Origin of the sequence: Caballeronia fortuita, from assembly GCF_001544835.2 — a bacterium.
Classification (GTDB): Bacteria; Pseudomonadota; Gammaproteobacteria; order Burkholderiales; family Burkholderiaceae; genus Caballeronia; species Caballeronia fortuita.
The window spans coordinates 59,550-82,152 of record NZ_FCNX02000016.1; the positions used below are offsets into that span (position 1 = coordinate 59,550).

Consider the following 22,603-nt stretch of genomic DNA (forward strand, 5'->3'; position numbering starts at 1 on the left):
TTGGCGCTATCATGGCGCGCTTTCTTCGGGTCCGGCACACGCCGAATCACGCCGTCCGGACCGTCGTTTCACCGTCAAGGCAGCAGCCGGGCGCTGGCGCCCGGACATCACGCCGCATCGCAATCTCGCGCCTTCGGGCACAAAAAGTCATGGATGTCATCGTCATCGGCGGAGGAATCGCCGGCATCGCCACCGCTTATCAGCTTCATGCCGCAGGTCATCGCGTCTGCGTGGTCGAGCGTCACGCGACCGTCGCGCAAGGCGCCACCTACGGCCAGGGCGGCGCCCTCCTGCCCTCGCCGCTCGATGTCTGGTTCGGGCCGACCTTCATGAGTTCGAGCCGCTCGAAGCTAAGCGGCATGGTGGTCAAGACCGGGTTCGATTCGGCCTCGCGCGATTTTCTCAAGCAACTCGCGACGCTGCGCGATCCCGACGCGTTCGCCGCGCAGTTCGCGCGTTTGCAGCCGCTCGTCGATGTGTCGCGGCGCGTGCTCGCGGACATCGAAAGCCGGCTGGAGCTCGATTTCGAGCAGCGGCGAGGCATCCTGCACGTATTCCGGCAAGCGCGCGAACTCGAGGACGCGCAGCCGGCCATCGATCTGCTGAAGGCGTGCGGCGTGCCGTACCGGCTTCTCAGCCCCGAGGAATGTGTCGCTGTCGAGCCATCCGTGCCCGACCATCCGGAATTCGCGGGCGGCGTGCTGCTGCCCGACGAGCGCACCGCAAACTGTCCGCATTTCACGAAGCAACTGAAGCAGATTCTCGAAGACGGCGGCGTGCAGTTTCGCATGCATCGTGCGGTCGCATCGGTGCGGCTCGACGGCGAGCGCGCGGCGATCGAACTCGCCGATCCGAACGAGAGCAAGAAGCGCAGCGCCGATGTCGAACTCATCACGGCGGACGCGATCGTCGTCGCGGCGGGCACGGGCACGCCGCAACTGACAGGCGGCATCAGATCGGCGTCGTCGCTCTTTCCGCTGCGGCTGCATACGCTGACCGCGCCCGTCGCTTACGAAGAGCGCGCGCCCCATCTGACGGTTGTCGATTCGACCAAGCGCATCACGATGACGCGCATCAACCAGCGGCTGCGCGTCGGCGGCGCGGGCGTGTTCCAGAGCGCGTCGAAGGCGGACAAGCCGCTCGACGCCACGCTCTCGCGCCGCGCGCTCGACCTGCTCGGTCAGGGCACGCACGACTGGATTCCCGGCGCGGCGCGCGTGTCCGCCGCGCGCGCGTGGAACGGGCTGCGGCTCATTACCGCCGACGGCCTGCCGCTCGTCGGCGCGACGCGTCATCCGCGCCTTTTCGTGAACGCCGCGCACGGCCCGGCCGGATGGGGCCTTGCGTGCGGCTCTGCTAAAGTGATCGCGGACCTCGTCTCCGGCACGACGCCCGACATTCCCGCCGACACCCTCGCCGCGCTGAGCCCCGAACGCTTCTAGCGGAGCGCCGCGACGGGCACGAATGCTGCGGACGCCGGGTCTTCGAACGACCCGTTTTCGACACCTTCCGCCGCCATGACCGCTGCCCGCTCGCCCTATTTCACGCCCAAAGACGATCCTCTCGCGCTGCTGACGCTCGCCGAGTTGCGCTTGCTCGAAGCGCGCGCCGCGGCCGCACTGCCGCCGCACACGCTGATGGCGCGCGCGGGCGAGGCGGCGGCGCTTTGCCTTACCGATGCGCTCGCGCACGATCCCGATTCCCGCGCGCGGCCGGTATGGATCGCGGCGGGCCCGGGCAACAATGGCGGCGACGCGCTCGTGATGGCCGAGCGGCTGCATCGTGCGGGCATTGCGGTGCGCGTGTGCATGCCCGTCGGCGTGAAACCCGATGACGCGCGCTGGGCGCTCGACGCGGCGCGCGCGGCGGGCGTGGCGATCGACGATAAGCCGCCCGCATCGTTCGACGATTTCGGCTGGCTCGTCGACGGCATGTTCGGCATCGGTCTCACGCGGCCGCTCGAAGGCGTTTTCGCGGAGATCGCCGCGCGCCTGTCGCGCCGCTCGCGCGCATCGGGCCGCGTACTCGCGCTCGACGTCCCGAGCGGCCTGAACAGCGACACCGGCGCGCCCGTGAACGGCGGCGAGGCCGTGCGCGCGAGCGACACCATCACGTTCATCGGCGCGAAGCCAGGGCATTTCACCTCGTTCGGGCGCGATCTGACGGGACGGCTTTTCGTATCGACGCTCGATGTCGAGCCGAGCGCCGCGCCGTCGATCGTGCTCAATGCCCCCGCGCTTTTCGCCGCGTGCATGCCGCCGCGCGAGAACGCGACCAACAAGGGCACCTTCGGCTCGCTCGCGGTGATCGGCGGCGACACGGGCATGTGCGGCGCGCCGATCCTCGCCGCGCGCATGGCGCTCTACGGCGGCGCGGGCAAGGTTCACGTCGCGTTCCTGGGCGAAGGCTTTCCGCCTTACGATGCGCCGCATCCCGAACTGATGCTCCATCACGCCGACGGCTTCGCGCTCGGCAAGATGGACGCGCTGTCGATCGGTTGCGGCATGGGCACGAGCGAGCACGCCAAAAAGGTGCTGACCGACGCGCTCAATCTCGACGTCCCCAAGCTGCTCGATGCCGACGCGCTCAATCTCGTCGCGAAAGACGACGCGCTCGCCTTCGCCGTGGCCGCACGCGGCGCAGAGGGCGATCCGTGCATCCTGACGCCGCATCCGCTCGAAGCGGCGCGGCTCCTGCAAAGCGACGCAAAGACGGTGCAGGCCGATCGCATCGCCGCTGCGCGCCAGTTGTCAGCGCGCTATCGGGCGATCGCCGTGCTGAAGGGATCGGGCACCGTGATCGCTTCGCCCGATGGCCGCGTCGCCGTCAATCCGACCGGCAACGCAGGACTCGCGACGGGCGGCACCGGCGACGTGCTCGGCGGATTGATCGGAGCATTGCTCGCGCAGAAATTGCCCGCTTACGAGGCCGCGCTCGCGGGCGTCTTCCTGCACGGCCTCGCCGCGCAGACGCTCACCGACGCCGGCACCGGCCCGGCCGGACTGACCGCGGGCGAACTCGCGCCCGCCGTGCGCGGTCTCATCAACCGCCGCTTCTACGCGGAGCACGCGCAAAGCTGATCGCGCTCGGACGGCCGCTTGCAATGACGCCGTGACGCGTTGCAAGCATCCGTTCATGCATCGTCGCTATACTCCTTTCTGATTCGGGCAACCGCGGCCGCTCACCTTGTCTCAGTCGCGTTCACCAGACAGGGCGCACACGCAAGACGAGCCGCAATCGCACGAACGTATTCCTCTGTCACCTTCAGACTAACGGACCGCTCATGACCCAAAACTCGATGCTCAACTCGCTTCCTGCCTGGTCGGCGCTCCAGTCGCATTACGATGCCATCTCCGGCGAGCGCCTGCGCGACTGGTTCGCGCCGCAGGACGACACCGCGCCGACGCGCGCCGAGCGCCTGACTTTCGCGGGCGGCGGCCTCGCAATCGACTTCTCCAAGAACCGCGTGAAGGACGAGACGCTCAAACTGCTCGTCGAAGTCGCGCAACAGGCCAAGGTTACCGAACGGCGCGATGCGATGTTCCGTGGCGATATCGTCAACATCACCGAACATCGCGCCGTGCTGCATACCGCGCTGCGCGCACAGTCGCCCGACGCGCCTTTCTACGAACAGGTGCAGAAGGAAAAGGCGAAGATGGCCGCCTTCTCCGACAAGGTTCGCGACGGCTCGTGGAAAGGCTATAGCGGCAAGCGCATCCGTCATGTGGTGAATATCGGCATCGGCGGCTCGGATCTCGGGCCGAAGATGGTCGTGCACGCGCTGCATCATCTGGCATCGAAGGATCTGGACACGCATTTCGTATCGAACGTCGATGGCGCCGATCTCTGGAACGTGCTTCAGCAAATCGACGCCGAAGAGACGCTTGCGATCGTCGTCTCCAAAACCTTCACGACGCTCGAAACGATGACCAACGCGCACTCGATGCGCGACTGGTTCCTGAAGTCCGGCTGTCCTGAAGATCAACTGTCGAAGCACTTCGTCGGCGTGTCGGCGAATCCGGCCGAGGTGGTCAAGTTCGGCATTGCGAAAGAAAACGTGTTCGAAATGTGGGACTGGGTCGGTGGCCGTTACTCGCTGTGGTCGGCGGTCGGTCTGTCGATCATGCTGTCGGTCGGCCCGCAGAATTTCGACGCGTTGCTGCAAGGCGCCGCCGCGATGGACGAGCATTTCCGCACCGCCCCGCTCGATAGAAACCTGCCCGTGCTGATGGGCATGATCGGCATCTGGTATCGCAACTTCTTCGGCTCGCAAAGCGATCTCGTCGCGCCGTATTCGCAGGCGCTGCACTATCTGCCTTCGTATCTCCAGCAGCTCGAAATGGAGAGCAACGGCAAGTCGGCGCGGCTCGACGGCAAGATGGTCGACTACCCGACCGCCGCTGTCATCTGGGGCGAGCCGGGCACGAACGGCCAGCACGCGTTCTTCCAGATGCTGCATCAAGGGCCGACGATCATCCCGATCGACTTCATCGCGGTGCTGACGCCGGAGCATCCGCTCGTCGATCATCACGCGAAGCTGCTCGCCAACTGTTTCGCGCAGAGCGAGGCGCTGATGCTCGGCCGCACGTTGGAAGAAGCGAAGAAGGTCGCGGGTCCGGGCAAGGAAGAACTGGCGACGCATCTGAGCTTTCCCGGCAACCGTCCGACCACGACGATCATGCTCGATGCGCTCACGCCGCAAACGCTCGGCGCGCTCATCGCGCTCTACGAGCACAAGGTGCTGGTGCAAGGCACGGTGTGGGACATCAACTCGTTCGACCAGTGGGGCGTGGAACTCGGCAAGATTCTCGGCAAGGTCGTCGAAGCCGATATCACCGCCGCGAGCGCCGATCCGGCCAAGCATGATTCGTCGACGTCGGCGTTGATCGCGCGTGCGCGCGAGGCGTTGAAGCGCTGAGCGTTGATGCGTTGATGTCGTCGAGGCCCGCAGCGATGCGGGCTTTTTTATACGCCGATGCCGTTGACGAGCCGCCCCGCTTCGATCGTCACCGTCGCGTCGCAGCGTTCGGCGAGTTCGGCGTCGTGCGTGACGAGCACGAGCGTCGCGCCATTGCGGCGGTTCATCTCGAACATCAGGTCGATGATCGCGTAGCCGGTGGCGGCATCGAGGCTGCCCGTGGGTTCATCGGCGAAGAGCACAGCCGGATGCGTGACGAACGCGCGCGCCAGCGCGACGCGCTGTTGTTCGCCGCCGGAGAGCAGCTTCGGATAATGTCCCGTGCGTTGCGCGAGTCCGACCTGATCGAGCAGCGAGCGCGCGCGCGACGCGATATCGGCGTGCGGCATCTCGGCGCGCAATTCGAGCGGCAGCATCACGTTTTCGAGCGCGGTCAGATGCGGCATCAACTGGAACGACTGAAACACGAAGCCGACCGCGCCGCTTCGGAGCGCCGCGCGCTCGTCTTCGTTCAGACTCGACAACTCCTTGCCCAGCAGACGAACCGAGCCCTCGCTCGCGCTGTCCAACCCGGCGAGCAGTCCGAGCAAAGTCGACTTGCCCGAGCCCGATGCCCCGACGATCGCGACGCTGCTGCCCTTCGCGATCGACAGGTCGATCCGGTCGAGAATAGTCAGCTCGCCCGTTGCGTCCTTCACTCGCTTGCTTAATCCCCGTACTTCGATGACCGGCTCGATATTGTTTTGCATGGACACTTTGAAAAAGACCTGGCGCGGCGTCTTGCCCGCGATGGCGTTGATGGCGGCGACGTTCGCGGCGCACGCGGCCAATGCCGATTCAGCTACGCAGCAAAAGCCCGCGATCGTCGTGCTGGGCGACAGCCTGTCGGCCGAGTACGGTTTGCCGCGCGACACGGGCTGGGTCAATCTGTTGCGCGAGAAGCTGGCGAAAGAGCGTTTCGATTATAGCGTCGCCAATTCGAGCATCAGCGGCGACACCACGAGCGGCGGGCGCGCACGCCTCACCGCCATGCTCGCGCGCATCAAGCCGGCCGTCGTGATCGTCGAGCTCGGCGCGAACGATGCGCTGCGCGGCGTGCCGCTCGCGACGACGGAGACGAACCTGCGCGGCATCGTCGATGCATCGCAGGCCGCGCACGCGAAGGTTTTACTCATCGGCATGTATGTTCCGCCCAACTACGGCCCGGACTACACGCAAAAGTTCCACGCGGTCTACGAGCGCATCGCGAAAGACAGGAACGTGCCGCTCGTGCCTTTCCTGCTCGCCGGTATCGCCGACAAGCCCGCCATGTTCCAGGCGGACCAGATTCATCCGACGGTGCAGGCCCAGCCTTTGCTATTGGAAAACGTCTGGCCAACCTTGAAACCCTTGCTGGGCGCCAGTGCGTCGCATTGAACAAGACGACGGACGCGACAGCTTTAGCAACCTCACGCGGAGCACGGCCAAGATTCAGATCTCTGAGACTTTCGCGTAACTCTTATAACCCGCTCGTTCCAGGAGCGACTCTACAAGGAGGTCACGTGAAATTTATCCCTCTCATCGCCATGACCGTCGCGATTTCTGCCTGTGCCGCCCAGCCGCCCGCCGGCGTGCAGCAAGTCGGTACGAGCCAGCAGGCGCCGAAGGCCGTTGCGCAATGCGTCGCCAAGAAGTGGGCCGACGCGTCGCAGCAACAGGTCGTCTCGCAGGACACGCTCGCGAACGATCAGGCCGTCGACGTCTACGTTCCCGGTCAGCAGCCGCCGACCGGCGCTGCGGCCATCGTCCGCCCGGCGTTGACGGGTTCGGGTACGTGGGTCGGTTTCCGCGCTTCGGGCGGCGCCGGCAGCCAGGCGACAGGCGACATTCAGGCGTGCCTGTAAGCACGGCTGGACCGCCCGCTTGACGTCTCTCGACGGCATAGCCAAAACAAAAAGCCCCGCATTCTCTTCGAATGCGGGGCTTTCTTACGCGTACAGCCAGATCAGTTCGACGACGGCGCCGGCGCCTGACTGAGCTTCACCTTCGAGCGCGCCTTCAGTGCGTTGACGTACGCCTCCATGTCGGCTTGCGCGTACACCTGCGCGACTTGTTGCTGTGCGCCGGCGAGGCGATCGGCGGCGACGGGCGCAGCCTTCTCGATACCGTTGACGCGATAGATCGCATAGCCTTCCGTGCCGAGATCGACGCCGACATACGACGGCAGCTTCGACGCATCCGCCTTGAAGATCGCGCTCAGCGCGACAGGCGGCAGGCCTTGCGCATCATTGCGCGAGACCGTGACCGGCGACGTGAAGCCATCGGTCGACTTCGACTTCTGCAGATCCGCGAGCTTCGCTTCGCCTTCTTTCTTCGCCATCGCTGCAGCCATTTGCGCGACGACCTTCTTGCGCACGTCCTCCTTCACGACATCGAACGCCGGAACGGTCGACGCCTTGTAGTCGGTGACGCGCGCGGCGATCAGCGTGTTGTTGCCGACGTCGATGGCCTGCGTGTTGTTGCGATCCTTCACCGCGTCGGGCGCGAACACCGCCGCGAGGAACTTCGGATTGTTGAGCGGATTGTCCTGCGGCAGCTGCGGATTCGGCTTCGGGCCGACCGTCGCGCTCTGGACCGTCAGCTTGTACTTGTCCGCGGCGGGTTGCAGCGACTTGGCCTTTTCGTCGACGAGGTCGGTGAAACCTTGCGCGTTTTCGGCGAAGCCCTTCGTGCCTTGCTGGGCCGCGTAGTCCTTCGCGATCGAATCCTTCACTTCGTCGAACGGCTTCGTGACGGACGGCTTCACATCGGTCGCCTGGATGATGTGGTAACCGAAGTCCGACTCGACGATATTGCTCACCTCGCCCTTCTTCAGGCCGAACGCGGCGTCGTCGAAAGCCTTGCCGCCCGCGATCTGGCCGCGCGCGAAATAACCGAGATCGCCGCCCTTGCTCGCCGAGCCGGGATCGTCCGAATTCTTCTGCGCGATCTGCGCGAACTGGTCCGGATGCGCCTTGACTTGCGCGAGCAGATCTTCGGCCTTCTGCTTCGCCTTGGCTTTATCCGCCGCGCTCGCATCCTTCGGCGCGTTGACGAGAATGTGGCTCGCGCGCACTTCCGCTTCCGTGCGATAGCGCTGGATGTTGTCGTCGTAGTACTTTTTGAGGTCGGCATCGCCCGGTTTCGATGCGCCCGCGAGCGTCGACGGCGACAGCAGCAAGTACTGGATCGTCGCGGTTTCGGGCGTCGCGAAGTCATTGCGATGCGCTTCGTAGTACGCGGTGAGCTGCGCGTCGGTCGGCTGGACCTTCGCGGTGTAATCGGCGCTGCGCAGCGACAGTCCCTGCACCGAGCGCTTCTGCTCCGCGAGCTCGGTCAGACTTTGCGCCAGCGACTTCGACGTGAACGACGTCGCCTGGATGCTGCCCGGAATCTGCTCGGTCGCGATCGTATAGCGCATGCGCTCGTCGTATTGCGCGGGCGTCATGCCCTGCATCGCGAGCAGTTGCTTGTAGCGATCGAGGTCGATGCTGCCATCGGGCTTTTTCAGCGACGAGATCACGGGATCGTTGAGCAGCGCGCGGCGCACGGCGTCATCGGACGCGGTCAGATGCAGACGTTGCGTTTCGTCGGCCATGACGCGTTGCTGCACGAGGCTGTCGACCATCGCGGCGCGCGCCTCGGGCGTATCGAACATCTTGGCGTCGAACTGCGCACCGAGCATCGAGCGCGCGCGGTCGACCTGTTGCCGGAAGGCGCTGTCGAATTCGGCGCGCGTGATCTTGTGGCCATTCACGCTGGCGACGTAAGAACTTTCGTCGAAATAGTTGCTGAAGCCCTGAATCCCGACCATGCCCAGCCCGGGCACGATGATCAGGATCAGCAGAGCCATCATCAGGCGCTGGTGATTACGGAAGAAGTCGAGCATGCGTTGCGCTGCGTGGTTATAACAAAACGCTCGATATTACAACAGCGGGCGGGGAAAAGGCGAAAGGCGGGCAGGAATTGCATTCCTGAACGCGAAATTGTCGCGGCGCCTTTGCACAATGAACGACATTTTCGGGTTCGGCGTTTCGTGTTGAAGCCTGCTTTCAGCCGACATTCATTGCGCCGATACAATCGTTAGCATTCTTAACGAGCGCGCGCCAAAACAAAAATCCCGCAGGCCGCGAGGCTTACGGGATACTTGATGAATCTGGCGGAGCGGACGGGACTCGAACCCGCGACCCCCGGCGTGACAGGCCGGTATTCTAACCAACTGAACTACCGCTCCGGGTAGCGCGCAATGAACTGGAACCTGGTGGGTGCTGAGAGGCTCGAACTCCCGACCTACGCCTTGTAAGGGCGCCGCTCTACCAACTGAGCTAAGCACCCAAGTCCGCAATTCATTCGGTTTGCGCCGCGCTGAAATGGCCTTCGTCTTGCGAATTGCCGTATCCAGCGAGTCCGCTAGTTTAGCGCATCCTTCAGCGCTTTGCCAGGGCGAAATTTCGGCACCTTGGCGGCCGCGATCTTGATCTCGTCGCCGGTGCGCGGATTGCGTCCAATGCGTGCGACGCGCTTGCCGACGGCAAAGGTGCCGAAGCCGACAAGGGTCACGGTGCCGCCCTTCTTGAGCGTTGCGCTCACGCCGCCGATCACCGCTTCGAGTGCGCGCCCGGCAGCGGCCTTGGAGATATCGGCTTGCTGCGCGATATGGTCGATCAGTTCCGTCTTGTTCATTGTGGTCCCCGAATCAGTATTGGCACGTTGTTATCGCTCTGGTCCGGCATCGATGGCAGCATCGGCATCGATACGGCTCGCATCTCGATATGAATGGATGCGGCGCTCATTTAACTTAGCCGAAAGCGCCGTGTCAACGAGGGTTGAGCCTTATTCGACGCGGGTTTCGCGCGCTTTAGAAGAAGTGTTCGGAATGCTGCGTGCATAAAAAAACCCGCGGGCACATGCCCGCGGGTTCTTAGCTTCGATCACGCTACGCGTCGAACAGGCCGCGCGGCGAGATACGCTTAGTGCTTCACGACTTCGCCCGATGCAGGCGCGTCCTTCTGCTGCTCGGCCGCGACCGGCGCCGCCTTTGCCTCTTCCTCAGGCAACGACTCCGGCGCGCGTTCGAGCGCCAGTTCCAGCACGCGATCGATCCAGCGAACCGGCACGATCTCGATGGCGTTCTTCACGTTGTCGGGAATGTCGGCCAGATCCTTCGTGTTTTCCTCGGGAATCAGCACGAGCTTGATGCCGCCGCGATGAGCCGCCAGCAGTTTCTCCTTCAACCCGCCGATCGGCAGCACTTCGCCGCGCAGCGTGATTTCGCCCGTCATTGCGACATCCGCGCGAACCGGAATACCCGTCAGCACCGACACCAGCGCCGTAGTCATCGCGATACCGGCGGACGGACCGTCCTTCGGCGTCGCGCCTTCCGGCACGTGGATGTGGATGTCCTTCTTCTCGAAGGATTCATCCGTGATACCGAGACGCCGCGAACGCGAACGCACGACCGAGCGCGCTGCTTCGACGGACTCCTTCATCACGTCGCCGAGCGAACCCGTGCGGATCACGCCGCCCTTGCCGGGCATCACCGCCGCTTCGATCGTCAGCAGATCGCCGCCGACTTCCGTCCACGCGAGGCCCGTAACCTGACCGGTCTGGTTTTCCTTCGCCGCGAGACCGAAGTCGTACTTGCGCACGCCGAGGAAAGTGTCGAGGTTCGAACCGTCGACCTTCACCGCGCCTTCGGCCTTTTTCAGCAGCAGCATCTTCACGACCTTGCGGCAGATCTTCGACACTTCGCGCTCGAGCGAACGCACGCCCGCCTCACGCGTGTAGTAGCGAATGATGTCGCGGATCGCCTGTTCGGTGAGATCGATCTCGCCGTCCTTCAAGCCGTTGTTGCGCTTTTGCTTCGGCAGCAGGTAACGCGTCGCGATGCTGACCTTCTCGTCTTCCGTGTAGCCCGACAGACGGATGACTTCCATCCGGTCGAGCAGCGGCGGCGGGATATTCAGCGAGTTCGACGTCGCGACGAACATCACGTCGGACAGGTCGAAGTCCACTTCGATGTAGTGGTCCGCGAACGTATGGTTCTGTTCCGGATCGAGCACTTCGAGCAGCGCCGAAGCCGGATCGCCACGGAAATCCATGCCCATCTTGTCGACTTCGTCGAGCAGGAAGAGCGGATTGCGCACGCCAACCTTCGCGAGGCTTTGCAGAATCTTGCCCGGCATCGAACCGATGTACGTGCGGCGGTGACCGCGAATCTCGGACTCGTCATGCACGCCGCCCAGCGCCATACGCACGAACTTGCGGTTCGTTGCGCGCGCGATCGACTGCCCGAGCGAGGTCTTGCCGACACCCGGAGGCCCGACGAGGCACAGGATCGGCGCCTTCACCTTCTCGACGCGTTGCTGGACCGCGAGATACTCGAGAATGCGTTCCTTCACCTTCTCGAGACCGAAGTGGTCTTCGTCGAGCACGCGCTCGGCGTTCGACAGGTCGTTGTTGACCTTGCTCTTCTTGCGCCACGGCAAGCCGATCAACGTGTCGATGTAGTTGCGCACGACGGTCGCTTCCGCGGACATCGGCGACATGAGCTTCAACTTCTTGAGCTCGGCATCGGCCTTCTTCTTGGCTTCCTTCGGCATGCGCGCGGCGGCGATGCGCTTCTCGAGTTCTTCGAGATCCGCGCCCTCTTCGCCTTCGCCCAGTTCCTTCTGGATCGCCTTGACCTGTTCGTTCAGGTAGTACTCGCGCTGGCTCTTTTCCATCTGGCGCTTCACGCGGCCGCGAATGCGCTTCTCGACCTGAAGGATGTCGATTTCGGCTTCGAGTTGCGCGAGCAGATGTTCCAGGCGCTCGATCACAGGGAACATCTCGAGGATGTGCTGCTTTTGATCGAGTTTGAGCGGCAGATGCGCGGCGATGGTATCGGCAAGACGACCCGCTTCATCGATGCCCGACAGCGACGTCAGGATCTCCGGCGGAATCTTCTTGTTGAGCTTCACGTACTGATCGAACTGCGAAACGATCGCGCGGCGCAGCGCCTCGGTTTCGGCGCTATCGGCGTGATCCGGTTCGAGCGGCATCACATCGCAGGAAAACTGCGTTTCCTGTTCTTCGATCGAAAGCGTCTTCGCGCGCTGCAGACCTTCGACGAGCACCTTCACCGTGCCGTCGGGCAGCTTCAGCATTTGCAGGATGTTGGCGACACATCCTACTTCGTACATGTCCTTTTCGGTCGGCTCATCTTTCGCCGCCGTCTTCTGGGCGACGAGCATGATGTGCTTGCCGCCTTCCATCGCGGCTTCGAGGGCCTTGATCGACTTGGGCCGCCCGACGAAGAGCGGAATCACCATATGCGGGAAAACGACTACGTCGCGCAGCGGGAGCAGCGGCAGCGTAATGCGTTCCTGCGGGAGGAGTTGGGTTCCTGACATTTCATTTCCCCATGAGTGGAATCAGTTCAGTCGTAAGTAAGGCCGTTCAGAGCTATTGCAAGCCTTTATCGGAAGGGAAAAGTCGGTAGTCAAAGATCGCGTCAGTCACGTCCACAAGATAAACCGAAAAAAATAAAAAGCCGTTCACGTCGCCATGAACGGCCTTTCGCCGACACACAGCCTGCTTCAGTTCGATCCTGCTACCTTCGGTGCGTCTTCGTAGATGAGCAGCGGTTTTCCGTCGCCGTCGATCGTGTTGTCGTCGACGATCACCTTCGAAACGCCCTTCATGGTCGGCAGTTCGTACATCACGTCGAGCAACGCCTGTTCCAGAATCGAACGCAGGCCGCGCGCGCCGGTCTTGCGGCGAATCGCTTTTTGCGCGATCGCCTGGAGCGCCGCCGGACGGATTTCGAGTTCCACGCGTTCCATCGCGAAGAGCTTGTGATATTGCTTCACGAGCGCGTTTTTCGGTTCGATCAAAATCTTGACCAGCGCGGCTTCGTCGAGCTTGCCGAGCGTCGCCACGACCGGCAGACGGCCGATCAGCTCCGGAATCAGACCGAACTTGATCAGATCTTCCGGCTCGACTTCGCGCAGCACTTCGCCGGCGTCACGATCCTGCTTGCTCTTGACGCTCGCGCCAAAACCGATACCGGTTTTCTCGGTGCGATCCGTGATGACTTTTTCGAGTCCGTCGAACGCGCCGCCGCAGACGAACAGGATATTGGTCGTATCGACCTGGATGAAATCCTGATTCGGATGCTTGCGCCCGCCTTGCGGCGGCACCGACGCCATCGTGCCTTCGATCAGCTTCAGAAGCGCCTGCTGCACGCCTTCGCCCGACACGTCGCGCGTGATGGACGGGTTGTCCGACTTGCGGCTGATCTTGTCGATTTCGTCGATATAGACGATGCCGCGCTGCGCCTTGTCGACTTCGTAGTTGCAGTTCTGCAGCAGCTTCTGAATGATGTTCTCGACGTCCTCGCCGACATAGCCGGCTTCGGTCAGCGTAGTTGCGTCCGCGATCACGAACGGCACATTCAGCATGCGCGCGAGCGTTTGCGCGAGCAGCGTCTTGCCCGAGCCGGTCGGCCCGATCAGGAGAATGTTGCTCTTCGACAGCTCGATGTCGTCCTTCTTGTCGAGATGCTTGAGCCGCTTGTAGTGGTTGTACACGGCCACCGCGAGAATCTTCTTCGCGCGTTCCTGGCCGATCACGTACTGATTGAGGATATCGCTGATTTCCTGCGGGCTCGGCAGGTCGGACTTGGTCAACCCGGCCTCCTCCGCCGCACCGGCTGCCTCGTCACGAATGATCTCGTTGCACAAGTCGATGCATTCATCGCAGATGAATACCGACGGCCCAGCGATGAGCTTCTTCACCTCATGCTGGCTTTTGCCGCAAAACGAGCAATACAGCAGCTTTTCGCTACTGGAACCTTTTTTGTCCGCCATAAAAGTGTAAGCCTCCGGACACTCTTGTTACATGATACGCCCTTCGATTCGCCGACGCAGATTCCCACCTGCGCGGCCGAACGAAGCGCGTTTTTGGCGTGGCGCCCCGTGCGCGACTCCGCGCTCCCGGCCGGCGTTCGTCTTCGAAGGCCGGCGCGGCGCCACTCCGGACGCCTTCAGGGACGCTTGTGCAGCACCTGGTCGACGAGGCCGTAAGCCTGCGCATCGTCGCCCGACATGAAGTTGTCGCGGTCGGTATCGCGCGCGATGCGCTCGACCGGCTGCCCCGTGTGATGCGACAGCAACTGGTTCAGACGTTCCTTCAGGTACAGGATTTCACGCGCCTGAATCTCGATGTCCGATGCCTGGCCGCGCGCTCCGCCGAGCGGCTGGTGGATCATCACGCGCGCATTCGGCAGCGCGACACGCTTGCCTTTCGCGCCCGCCGCCAGCAGGAACGCGCCCATGCTCGCGGCAAGGCCCATGCACAGCGTGGAGACGTCGGGCTTCACGAACTGCATCGTGTCGTAGATCGCCATGCCGGCCGAAACCGAGCCGCCGGGGCTGTTGATGTACAGGCTGATGTCCTTGTCGGGATTCTCGCTTTCGAGGAACAACAACTGTGCGACGACGAGATTCGCCGACTGGTCGTTCACTTCACCGACGAGAAACACCACGCGCTCCTTGAGGAGGCGCGAATAAATGTCATAGGCTCGCTCGCCGCGGCCACTCGTTTCCACGACCATCGGAACGAGGCCGAGCGCCTGGGCTTCGAAATCCCGCGGTGCGTGGGACGCCAACGTGTCGAGCAATTCAGCGCGAAAGGTCATGCAATTTCCTTGTTCGGAATAAGGGTACTGAACGACAAAGGAACATCCACAAGAACGGCATGCAAACGCCCAAACTTTAATGCAAAAAAGGCGTGCGAGCCGTCAATCCGACGACTCCGCACGCCCCTTGCCAACCGCGTCAGGCTTGCGCCGTTGCGCTGGCCAGTTCCTCGAAGCTGACTTCCTTGTCGGTCACCTTGGCCTTGCCCAGGACGAAATCGACGACGTTGCTTTCGACGACGTACGCTTCCATCTCGGCGAGGCGCTGCTGGTTCGAATAATACCAGCGGACGACTTCCTTCGGGTCTTCGTAGCTCTTGGCGAATTCGTCCACTTCAGCGCGGATCTGTTCGGGCTTCGCCTGCAGTTCGTTTGCCTTCACCAGTTCCGCCAGCACGAGGCCCAGCTTCACGCGGCGCTCGGCCTGCTCGGCGAACATTTCGGCGGGAATCGGGGCGTCGGCCGCATTCGGCACGCCGCGCTGCTGCAGATCCTGACGAGCCATTTCGACCAGACGCTGCTGATCCTGCTCGATCAGCGCCTTCGGCACGTCCAGCTCGGAAATCTTCAGGAGCGCGTCCATAACCTGGTTCTTCACGATCTGCTGCGTGCGGCGCTTCGCTTCACGCTCCAGGTTGTCCTTGATCTCGGTGCGCATCTTGCCGAGGTCGCCGTCTTCGATGCCAAGCGACTTCGCGAAGTCGGCGTTAATTTCCGGCAGATGCGGCCATTCGATCTTCTTGATCGTAATGGTGAATTGCGCGGTTTTGCCCGCGACGTCCTTGCCGTGGTAATCGTCCGGGAACTTGAGGTCGAATTCACGCGTTTCGCCGACCTTCAGGCCCGTTGCCGCCTGCTCGAATTCCGGCAACATGCGGCCTTCGCCCAGCACGAACGCGAAATCCTCTGCACTGCCGCCTTCGAACGCGACGCCGTCGATCTTGCCGACGAAATCGAGCGTCACGCGGTCGCCGTCGGCCGCTGCCGTGCTCGGGCCGCCGTCGCCGTGCTCGCCCGCTTCGCCCCGCGCGTGGAAATGCACGCGCTGCTTGCGCAGGATGTCCAGCGTGCGGTCGACTTCGGCTTCCGAGATGGTCGTGACCGTGCGTTCGATTTCAGCGTTCGCCACGTCGCCCAGTTTCACTTCGGGATAGACCTCGAAGGTCGCGTCGAATGCGTACTGTTCTTCCGTGCCCTCGGCCTTCGGCGCGAAGCTCGGCTGGCCCGCGACGCGCAGGTTCTCGGCGCGCGTGACGTCGAAGAATTCCTTGCCGACCTTGTCGCTCAGCACTTCCGCCTCGACCTGGCCGCCGTACTGCTGCGTCACCATCTTGAGCGGCACCTTGCCCGGACGGAAGCCCGGCATGCGCACGGTCTTGGCCAACTGGCGGATGCGCGAATCGACTTCCTTCTGCACCGTGTCCTTCTGCAGGGAAATGGTCACGCGGCGTTCGAGCTTGCCGAGGTTCTCAACTACGTTAGCCATGGCTGAAATCGTCCTAAAGTAAATCGTAAATTCGGTGTTCGGTTCTTCCGCGGTTCTAAAGGCGCGGGTCCGGATGCGAGCTCTGCGCAAGCCGGCCGGAATCGACGCCTGGCACCGGAGGATGCGAGAAAACGCCTCTCGCGAGAGTGCCGAACGTCGCCCGACACGGTGTCAGTCAACAGAGCCGGTTATTTTAGCAAACTATTGCGGGCGGCCCGTCCGACGAATTCGGTCAACAGACCGTTTGCAGCTGATTTGCTCGAAAAAATGCCCCGATTCGGGGCGGATTTCGGCGTAAATCCGCGTTTGCCGAAGAGACACGCCCGCGCACAATGCCGGATATCGGCGCGGCGCTATTTTGCGTCGCGCGCGGCGCTGCTAAGCTTGCCGGCGCATGATTCACGCGACGAAGCCGGGCATCGCGCAATCCATTGCCGCGACGCATCGGGCGCATGCAACAAACGCATAGATAAGGACGCGCCGCGGCTTTTCAATCGCTCCATCTACACCAGAACATTCGAGACACCATGCCTAACGCCACGTCTGCTGCTCCCGTAGTTGTCATCGCTCCGGATTCGTTCAAGGGATCGCTTTCCGCGCAAGGCGTCGCGAACGCCATCGCGGAAGGCATCAGGCGCGCGCGGCCGGACGCCGACATCCGCATCCGGCCGATGGCCGACGGCGGCGAAGGCACGCTCGACGCGATGCTTTCGGCGGGCGGCGAGCGCCGCATGCTCAACGTGCGCGGCGCGGCATCCGCGCGCCGCGACGCAGCAACGGGCTTGCTCGACGACGGCGCCGCGATCATCGAGACAGCGGAAGTCGTCGGCATCACCGATCCGGACGGCATGGCCGTGCCCGTCGCGCAACGCAGCACGCTCGGCATGGGCGAGGCGATCGGCGCGCTGCTCGACTCGGGCGCGCGCAAGTTCTACGTCGCGCTAGGCGGCAGCAGCACCAACGACGGCGGCGCCGGCCTGCTCGTCGGCCTCGGGCTGAAACTGTTCGATGCGGCCGGCAACGAACTCGACCCGGTGCCGTCGGCGCTCGCGCAGGTCGCGCGCATCGACGCATCGGGGCTCGACCCGCGCGTGAAGGACGCGTCCTTCGTGGGCATGTCCGATGTCGACAATCCGCTCACCGGCGATCACGGCGCAACCGCCGTCTTCGGCCCGCAAAAGGGCGTGACGCCCGAGCAGATTGCGACGATCGACGCCGCCCTCGCCCATTTCGCCGATCTGCTCGAACCCGCGATGGGCGTCGCGAAACGCAACGAACCCGGCGCGGGCGCGGCGGGCGGACTCGGCTTCGCGCTGCACATGCTCGGCGCGCGCTTCGAGACAGGCGCGGAAGTGGTAGCGCGCGAGATCGGCCTCGACGCGGCGCTCGAAGGCGCGAACTGGCTCATCACGGGCGAAGGCCGCTCCGACGTGCAGACGCTGCACGGCAAGGCGCCGTTCATCGCCTGCAAGCACGCGCGCGATCAGGGCGTGCCGGCGACGCTGCTGTCGGGCGCCGTCGACTCGGCCGCGCTGCCGCGCCTCTCCGAATTCTTCAGCGGCTGCTTCTCGCCGGCGCCGGGTCCGATTACGCTCGATACCGCGATCCGCGACGCCGCGCGCCTGCTCGCGAACGAAGCCGAGCAGCTCACGCGGCTTCGCTTCGGCTCCCGCTGACTCCCGCCCGGCGCGTCACGCAGCTGCGCGCCGCGCGCCGAACGCGAGCCGGTCGAAGCACCAGACGGCGAGCATCGTCGCGCCCATCAGCGGGAAAATCACGCCGAGCAGCGTGAGACTGCCACGCCATGCGCGCATCGGCGCACGCCTGACGGGCCGTGCCGGCGCGCCGAGTTCGCGAGCGGGCCGGCGCTTCATCCACATGACAAAGCCCGTCACGGCCAGCGCCGCAAGCCCGAGCGAGATCGCCGAGCAGACGATCTGGTTCGCGAGCCCGAAGTAACGTCCCATATGCAGCGACGTGCCGTACGAGATGACTTTCGCGACGCCGCCATAGCTCGCGTAGCCGATATCCGACAGCACGCGGCCGCTGTACTGGTCGATGTGCAGCGTGCGTTCGGCGCGCGGATCGGCGGGGAAATACGACACTGTGTACACGCCCGTCGGCTTGCTGGGCAGCGCGATGCCGTAGCCGGCTTCGATACCGTTTCTCGCGGCCAGCGCAACGACGTCGTCGATCGGCATGCGCGCAGCCGATGCCGCCGCATTCGCGCTGTCGGGCACCGTCGTCGCGCCGACGGCCCACGGCGTCTGATGGAGTGGCAGATCGTCCATCTTCATCTCCATGCCGTGCATCGCGTGCATGTCGTGCTCGTTGCGCGCCGTCGCGGGCGCCGTCGAATGCACGCGCGCCTCGCCCCACGCGCCCTTCGGATAACCGAGCGACGCCGTTGTCGCGAGCGCCTTGAACTGCTTGCCCCACGATCCCGACCACGGCAAGCCCGACAGCACGAAGAAGAGCGCGCCGATAGCGAGCCACACGCCGCCCACCGCATGCAGATCGCGCCACCACGCGCGGCCTTGCAGCGACAGACGCGGCAGCCACACGCCGCCCTTCCTCGCATTCGACCGGCTCGGCCACCACAGCGCGACGCCCGTGCCGATCATGACGAGCGTCCAGCAGCCCGCGAGTTCCATCAGCAGCTCGCCGGTCTTGCCGAGCATCAGGCCGCGATGCAGATTGCGAACCTGCTTCATCAAGCGATGTTCGACGGACAGCGTGCCGAGCACCGCGCCGTCGTACGGATTGACGTACACGCTTTCGCTCTCGCCCGAAGGCAGGCGGAACACGAATTCCGCGCTGCGCGTGCGATCGGTTTCGATCTGCGCGAGCGCCGGCACCGCGCCGGGCGGTTCGCTCGCGGCGGCCTTCGCGAGCAGGATGTCGCGCGACAGTCGCGGGCCGTGGGTATCGGCGACGACCATTCTGTCCCGGTAAAGCAGCGGTTCGATCTGCGGCTGGAAGCAGTACAGCGTGCCGGTGATCGCGAGCACGATGAGCAGCGGCATCACGAAGAGCCCTGCATAGAAGTGCCAGCGCCACAGCGTGCGTCGATGCGCGATGACCTCCGCGTTCGACGCCGCCGCCGCGGCGTTCGGATGGGGTGCAAGCATGGCGATTCTCGTTGAGTGTGTGCGTTTGGACGGAAGGCGCATTGGATGCGCGATGCGTCGTTCGATACGAAACGCGATGAACGGATTCGTATTGGTGCCGATGAACGTACCGCGAGCGTCGCGGGCATATTCCCGGCGCTCGGACGAAGGACGGCTGTAGACGGCTCTAGACGAACGCGGGCGGCGCGCGCGGTCTTGCCGCGTTGAAGGATTTCGCCGCTGCCGTGACGACGTTCACGGATACCGACGCGCGCGCGACGCGCTCGGTCAGCGTGAGCTCGTGCGCGATGCGCATGACGACCGGCAGATCGTGCGCGAGCAGTCCGCAGTACGAGCACGCGTCGAAATGCTTCGCGGCGTCGTGATGGCCGGCGTGCGCATCGGCTGCGGCGGCATCGACCGCGCAGAGCAGCGCTTGCGGATCGCCCGCGATATCGCGCGCGGCGAGCGTCTGACTGACGACCGGCGCAACGATGGCAAGCCACATGGCGGCGATGCCGAGCCATGCGACGATGCGATTGCGCGCGGTGCGAGTCATGAGGAAATGGCGAGGCGGGAAATGTGAACGAGATTGTAGGCAGCCGATGAGCATGCCGCAATCGCCCGCCGCGTATGCCGAAGATCGGCGCCGATTTACGCCCGCGCGCGCGTTTCGCATATCGCGTCGCGCGGCCGGGAGCATTGACGCATTTTCGCAGACATCGCCAGATGAATGGGTTAGAATCTCCGGCTTGGCACAGTGGACCGGTGCCGGACGCGGCGGCATCGCGGGGCACGGGCATCGCCCGCATCAGCCCACGGCGTGCCACGCTGCGAGGATGGCGAAATTGGTAGACGCACCAGGTTTAGGTCCTGACGCCCGCAAGGGTGTGCGGGTTCGAGTCCCGCTCCTCGCACCACACGAAACCCCTTTCATCGGCAAAGGGGTTTTTTGTTTTTGCGGCCGGATGATAGCGTCCTGGCCGATGTCACCTGTTCGCAGCGCAGCCGCGCGTCGCCCGATAAAATGGTCGCCCGCGTGGCGCAACCGCACGACTAAAATCGACGCCGCCTTCCCGCACACCCACAAGCCCCATTCGTGAATTTCGACGACTACTGCCAGCAAAAGGCCGCTCCCGAAGGATCCGGCACGTACTACGCGCTGCGACGCGCGCCGGCTTCGCAGCAGCCGCTTCTGACCGCGCTCTACGCGTTCTATCGCGAGCTCGAAGAGACCGTGAAGGAGACCAGCGATCCGACCATCGGCCGTACGAAACACGCGTGGTGGCAGAGCGAGCTTGTCCGGCTCGATGGCGGCGAGCCCACGCACCCGGTGACGAAGGCGTTGCGGACGCACGCGGGCGATGCCGCGCATCCCGTTCTGGACGACGCCGGACGCACGGCGCTGGCGACGGTCGTCGACGGCTTCGGCATGGATCTGGATCAGGCGCGCTATCTCGACTGGCCCGGCCTCGAACGCTATCTCGATCAGACGGGCGGCGCGTTCGCGACGGCGCTGGCTCGCGCGTGCGCCCGCGATCCGCAGTCGGCCGCGACATGGGCAGCGCCGCTCGGTTCGGCGTTGCTGCTCGCCGAGCGCGTTCAGGAGATCGGCGACGATGCGCGCAACGGCCGCATCTATATTCCGATCGACGAGTTGCAGCGCTTCAACGTGACGGCCGCCGACATCATCAATCGCAAGTACGGCGACGCGTTCACGGACCTCATGCGCTTTCAGACCGGACGCGCACGCGAGACGCTCGCCCGTGCGCTCGACGCGATTCCCGCTGCGGAACGCGCGACGCAACGCGTGCTGCGCGCGCAGGCCGCGCTGTCGCTTGCGCGCTTCGACGAGATCGAGCGGGAGAACTTCCAGGTGCTGCATCAGCGCATTGCGCTCACGCCGATCCGCAAGCTGTGGATCACGTGGAAAACGCGTTAGACGCGCAGCATCGGCAGCGGCTCGAAGCGCGCGCCGAGAATCGATGATGCATCGCTCTGGCCGCACGCGCGGAGCACCGTCGCATACAGCCTTCTGAAGTCGACGCCGACCGGCAAGCCGCCGTCCGCATCGAGCCGATCGAGCCGAGGCGGCGTGCCGTAGAGTCCGCCGCGCACGCTTCCTCCCATCACGAAATGCGCCGCGCCGGCGCCGTGATCCGTGCCGCCCGCGATGTTCTCCCGCACGGCGCGGCCGAAATCCGAGCGCGTCATCACGAGCGTCTTGCGCCATGCGCCCGACGCGATCAGCCGCGCACGCAACGATGCGAGACGCTCGGCCAACGCACTCAGCAGCGCCGCATGCCGGCGCGACTGTGCCTCGTGCGTATCGAAGCCGTGCAGCGCGATGTGCGTCACTTCCACGTCCACGCGATCGAGCCAGCCATCGGCACGATATTCGTCCACATGCGACGCCGTGTCCCAGATTTGCCGCGAGCGGTAATGCGAGCGATTGGGCGCGTCGTAGCCTACGCCCTGCACGATCGCCAGTTCTTTCGCGCGCCACGCGCTCATCAAAGGCGCGAGCGACGGGTGCAAAGCTGTCTTTTCGTCGAGCGTCAACGCCCGCTCTTTCGGGATCGCGAGCGTCGGGCGCAACACGCGATAGCGCGGATCGGCGATCGGGATCACGGTGTTGAGCGCGTCGTTGCCGCCTTCTAGATCGACGAGGACGAGCGATTGAATAGCCGATGCAGAACCGGCCCGCGCGATAGCGAACGCTTCGTTCGCGCTCGCCGCGCTTCCCGCGAACGCGCCGGCAACCGAGAGGAATTGACGTCGGTTCATCGAGCGCAAACGCCGCTTAGCGCTTGTAGAGGTCGCGCACCGCTTCTTCGATGTGCTGCCGCAGAAGACGCCGCTCGTCGGCGGTCATCACCGTGTGGCGCGGCGGACGCGCGGGCGGCGCCTGATCGACCTGCTGGATGGGCTGCATGGCCGGCGCTTTCGGATCGTGCTCCCGGCTCGACGAGGTCGCGCCCTTGCTGACGCGCTGCTGCGCGCGGATCATCCGGCCATCGAAACGATTCGGGGAACTTGCGAAGCCGCGATCGAAACTGGTCGACTGCGCATAGGCGTGAGGCGTGCTCAGTACTGCGTAGAGCGCACTGGCAAGAAGTGTCTTTCTGAAGATGCGCTCGGTGCGCACGGGTCCGCGCTGCCGCGCTCCCTTCATGTTGTTCCCTTCGTTGCTCGACAACCGGACAGCCTCAGTCTTTTCACGCGCGTCTGGCAAGGGCTTGGTCGGGCCGCACGACGCGCTTGGTCTAATGGAGTATCTACCGAATGGCGGGCTTAGGTAAAGCAGTGTACGCACCAAAGCCCAAGGCCGTGCCACAGGCCCCGTAAATTTTGTAACGAACTGTTACACTCCCTTTTGTTACAAACTC

The 22,603-nt window shown here is 64.2% G+C and carries 17 protein-coding genes, 3 tRNA genes and 1 pseudogene; 8 read left to right on the top strand and 13 right to left on the bottom strand.

What is annotated here, in order from left to right; translation table 11 throughout:
* The first annotated feature begins 149 nt into the window (after positions 1–149).
* From AWB77_RS26685 to pgi, 3 genes are all read left to right on the top strand, one after another.
* A complete protein-coding gene (locus tag AWB77_RS26685; RefSeq protein ID WP_061137474.1) occupies positions 150–1,442 on the top strand; it encodes an FAD-dependent oxidoreductase in 1,293 nt (430 codons plus the stop codon).
* Between the two features lie 75 nt (positions 1,443–1,517).
* Complete coding sequence (locus AWB77_RS26690; RefSeq protein WP_061137475.1) at positions 1,518–3,080, top strand: NAD(P)H-hydrate dehydratase; 1,563 nt, start codon at positions 1,518–1,520, stop codon at positions 3,078–3,080.
* Between the two features lie 203 nt (positions 3,081–3,283).
* The gene (pgi, locus tag AWB77_RS26695) at positions 3,284–4,918 is read left to right on the top strand and encodes a glucose-6-phosphate isomerase (RefSeq protein WP_061137476.1); all 1,635 of its coding nucleotides are present in this window, start codon (positions 3,284–3,286) and stop codon (positions 4,916–4,918) included.
* Positions 4,919–4,965: 47 nt separating this feature from the next.
* Here pgi and AWB77_RS26700 read toward each other — a convergent pair whose 3' ends face one another.
* Positions 4,966–5,709, bottom strand: coding sequence for an ABC transporter ATP-binding protein (locus AWB77_RS26700; protein WP_374728719.1), 744 nt, complete (start codon positions 5,707–5,709; stop codon positions 4,966–4,968).
* Between AWB77_RS26700 and AWB77_RS26705 the strand changes: the two genes are divergently transcribed.
* Together AWB77_RS26705 and AWB77_RS26710 are read left to right on the top strand one after the other, a co-directional pair.
* Positions 5,666–6,334, top strand: coding sequence for an arylesterase (locus AWB77_RS26705; protein ID WP_061137478.1), 669 nt, complete (start codon positions 5,666–5,668; stop codon positions 6,332–6,334). The two genes, AWB77_RS26700 and AWB77_RS26705, sit on opposite strands and share 44 nt — an antisense overlap.
* Positions 6,335–6,459: 125 nt before the next feature.
* Positions 6,460–6,801 (top strand): hypothetical protein, encoded by a 342-nt coding sequence (locus AWB77_RS26710; RefSeq protein WP_061137479.1) that lies wholly within the window; start codon positions 6,460–6,462, stop codon positions 6,799–6,801.
* A 101-nt stretch (positions 6,802–6,902) separates the two neighbouring features.
* Here the strand turns inward: AWB77_RS26710 and AWB77_RS26715 are convergent, their stop codons facing one another.
* The 8 genes and pseudogenes from AWB77_RS26715 to tig all read right to left on the bottom strand — a co-directional run bounded on the left by AWB77_RS26715 (position 6,903) and on the right by tig (position 16,104).
* Entirely contained in the window at positions 6,903–8,825 is a 1,923-nt protein-coding gene (locus tag AWB77_RS26715) for a SurA N-terminal domain-containing protein (RefSeq protein WP_061137480.1), read from the bottom strand.
* A 268-nt stretch (positions 8,826–9,093) separates the two neighbouring features.
* Positions 9,094–9,170 (bottom strand) — tRNA-Asp (locus AWB77_RS26720).
* A gap of 25 nt (positions 9,171–9,195) precedes the next feature.
* Positions 9,196–9,271, bottom strand: a tRNA-Val gene (locus AWB77_RS26725).
* 75 nt (positions 9,272–9,346) lie between these two features.
* A pseudogene (locus AWB77_RS26730) lies at positions 9,347–9,631 on the bottom strand (HU family DNA-binding protein); the annotation flags it as partial.
* A gap of 275 nt (positions 9,632–9,906) precedes the next feature.
* On the bottom strand, positions 9,907–12,330 hold the full coding sequence (gene lon / locus AWB77_RS26735; RefSeq protein ID WP_061137482.1) for an endopeptidase La: 2,424 nt from the start codon (positions 12,328–12,330) through the stop codon (positions 9,907–9,909).
* A 186-nt stretch (positions 12,331–12,516) separates the two neighbouring features.
* Positions 12,517–13,788 (bottom strand): ATP-dependent Clp protease ATP-binding subunit ClpX, encoded by a 1,272-nt coding sequence (gene clpX / locus AWB77_RS26740; RefSeq protein WP_008349753.1) that lies wholly within the window; start codon positions 13,786–13,788, stop codon positions 12,517–12,519.
* Between the two features lie 176 nt (positions 13,789–13,964).
* A complete protein-coding gene (gene clpP / locus AWB77_RS26745; protein WP_008349755.1) occupies positions 13,965–14,618 on the bottom strand; it encodes an ATP-dependent Clp endopeptidase proteolytic subunit ClpP in 654 nt (217 codons plus the stop codon).
* Positions 14,619–14,757: 139 nt separating this feature from the next.
* Positions 14,758–16,104, bottom strand: a complete 1,347-nt coding sequence (gene tig / locus AWB77_RS26750) for a trigger factor (protein ID WP_061137483.1) — start codon at positions 16,102–16,104, stop codon at positions 14,758–14,760.
* A gap of 527 nt (positions 16,105–16,631) precedes the next feature.
* Between tig and AWB77_RS26755 the strand changes: the two genes are divergently transcribed.
* Positions 16,632–17,780, top strand: coding sequence for a glycerate kinase (locus AWB77_RS26755; RefSeq protein WP_061137484.1), 1,149 nt, complete (start codon positions 16,632–16,634; stop codon positions 17,778–17,780).
* Between the two features lie 15 nt (positions 17,781–17,795).
* Here AWB77_RS26755 and AWB77_RS26760 read toward each other — a convergent pair whose 3' ends face one another.
* Complete coding sequence (locus tag AWB77_RS26760) at positions 17,796–19,235, bottom strand: PepSY-associated TM helix domain-containing protein (protein ID WP_061137485.1); 1,440 nt, start codon at positions 19,233–19,235, stop codon at positions 17,796–17,798.
* Positions 19,236–19,401: 166 nt separating this feature from the next.
* Positions 19,402–19,773, bottom strand: coding sequence for a DUF2946 domain-containing protein (locus tag AWB77_RS26765; RefSeq protein ID WP_061137486.1), 372 nt, complete (start codon positions 19,771–19,773; stop codon positions 19,402–19,404).
* A 274-nt stretch (positions 19,774–20,047) separates the two neighbouring features.
* Between AWB77_RS26765 and AWB77_RS26770 the strand changes: the two genes are divergently transcribed.
* Together AWB77_RS26770 and AWB77_RS26775 are read left to right on the top strand one after the other, a co-directional pair.
* A tRNA-Leu gene (locus tag AWB77_RS26770) sits at positions 20,048–20,134 on the top strand.
* Between the two features lie 179 nt (positions 20,135–20,313).
* Positions 20,314–21,156, top strand: a complete 843-nt coding sequence (locus AWB77_RS26775; protein WP_061137487.1) for a squalene/phytoene synthase family protein — start codon at positions 20,314–20,316, stop codon at positions 21,154–21,156.
* Here AWB77_RS26775 and AWB77_RS26780 read toward each other — a convergent pair.
* Together AWB77_RS26780 and AWB77_RS26785 are read right to left on the bottom strand one after the other, a co-directional pair.
* Complete coding sequence (locus AWB77_RS26780; protein ID WP_061137488.1) at positions 21,153–22,001, bottom strand: DUF1501 domain-containing protein; 849 nt, start codon at positions 21,999–22,001, stop codon at positions 21,153–21,155. The genes AWB77_RS26775 and AWB77_RS26780 overlap by 4 nt on opposite strands.
* 16 nt (positions 22,002–22,017) lie before the next feature.
* Complete coding sequence (locus AWB77_RS26785) at positions 22,018–22,389, bottom strand: hypothetical protein (RefSeq protein ID WP_061137489.1); 372 nt, start codon at positions 22,387–22,389, stop codon at positions 22,018–22,020.
* Positions 22,390–22,603 lie beyond the last annotated feature (214 nt).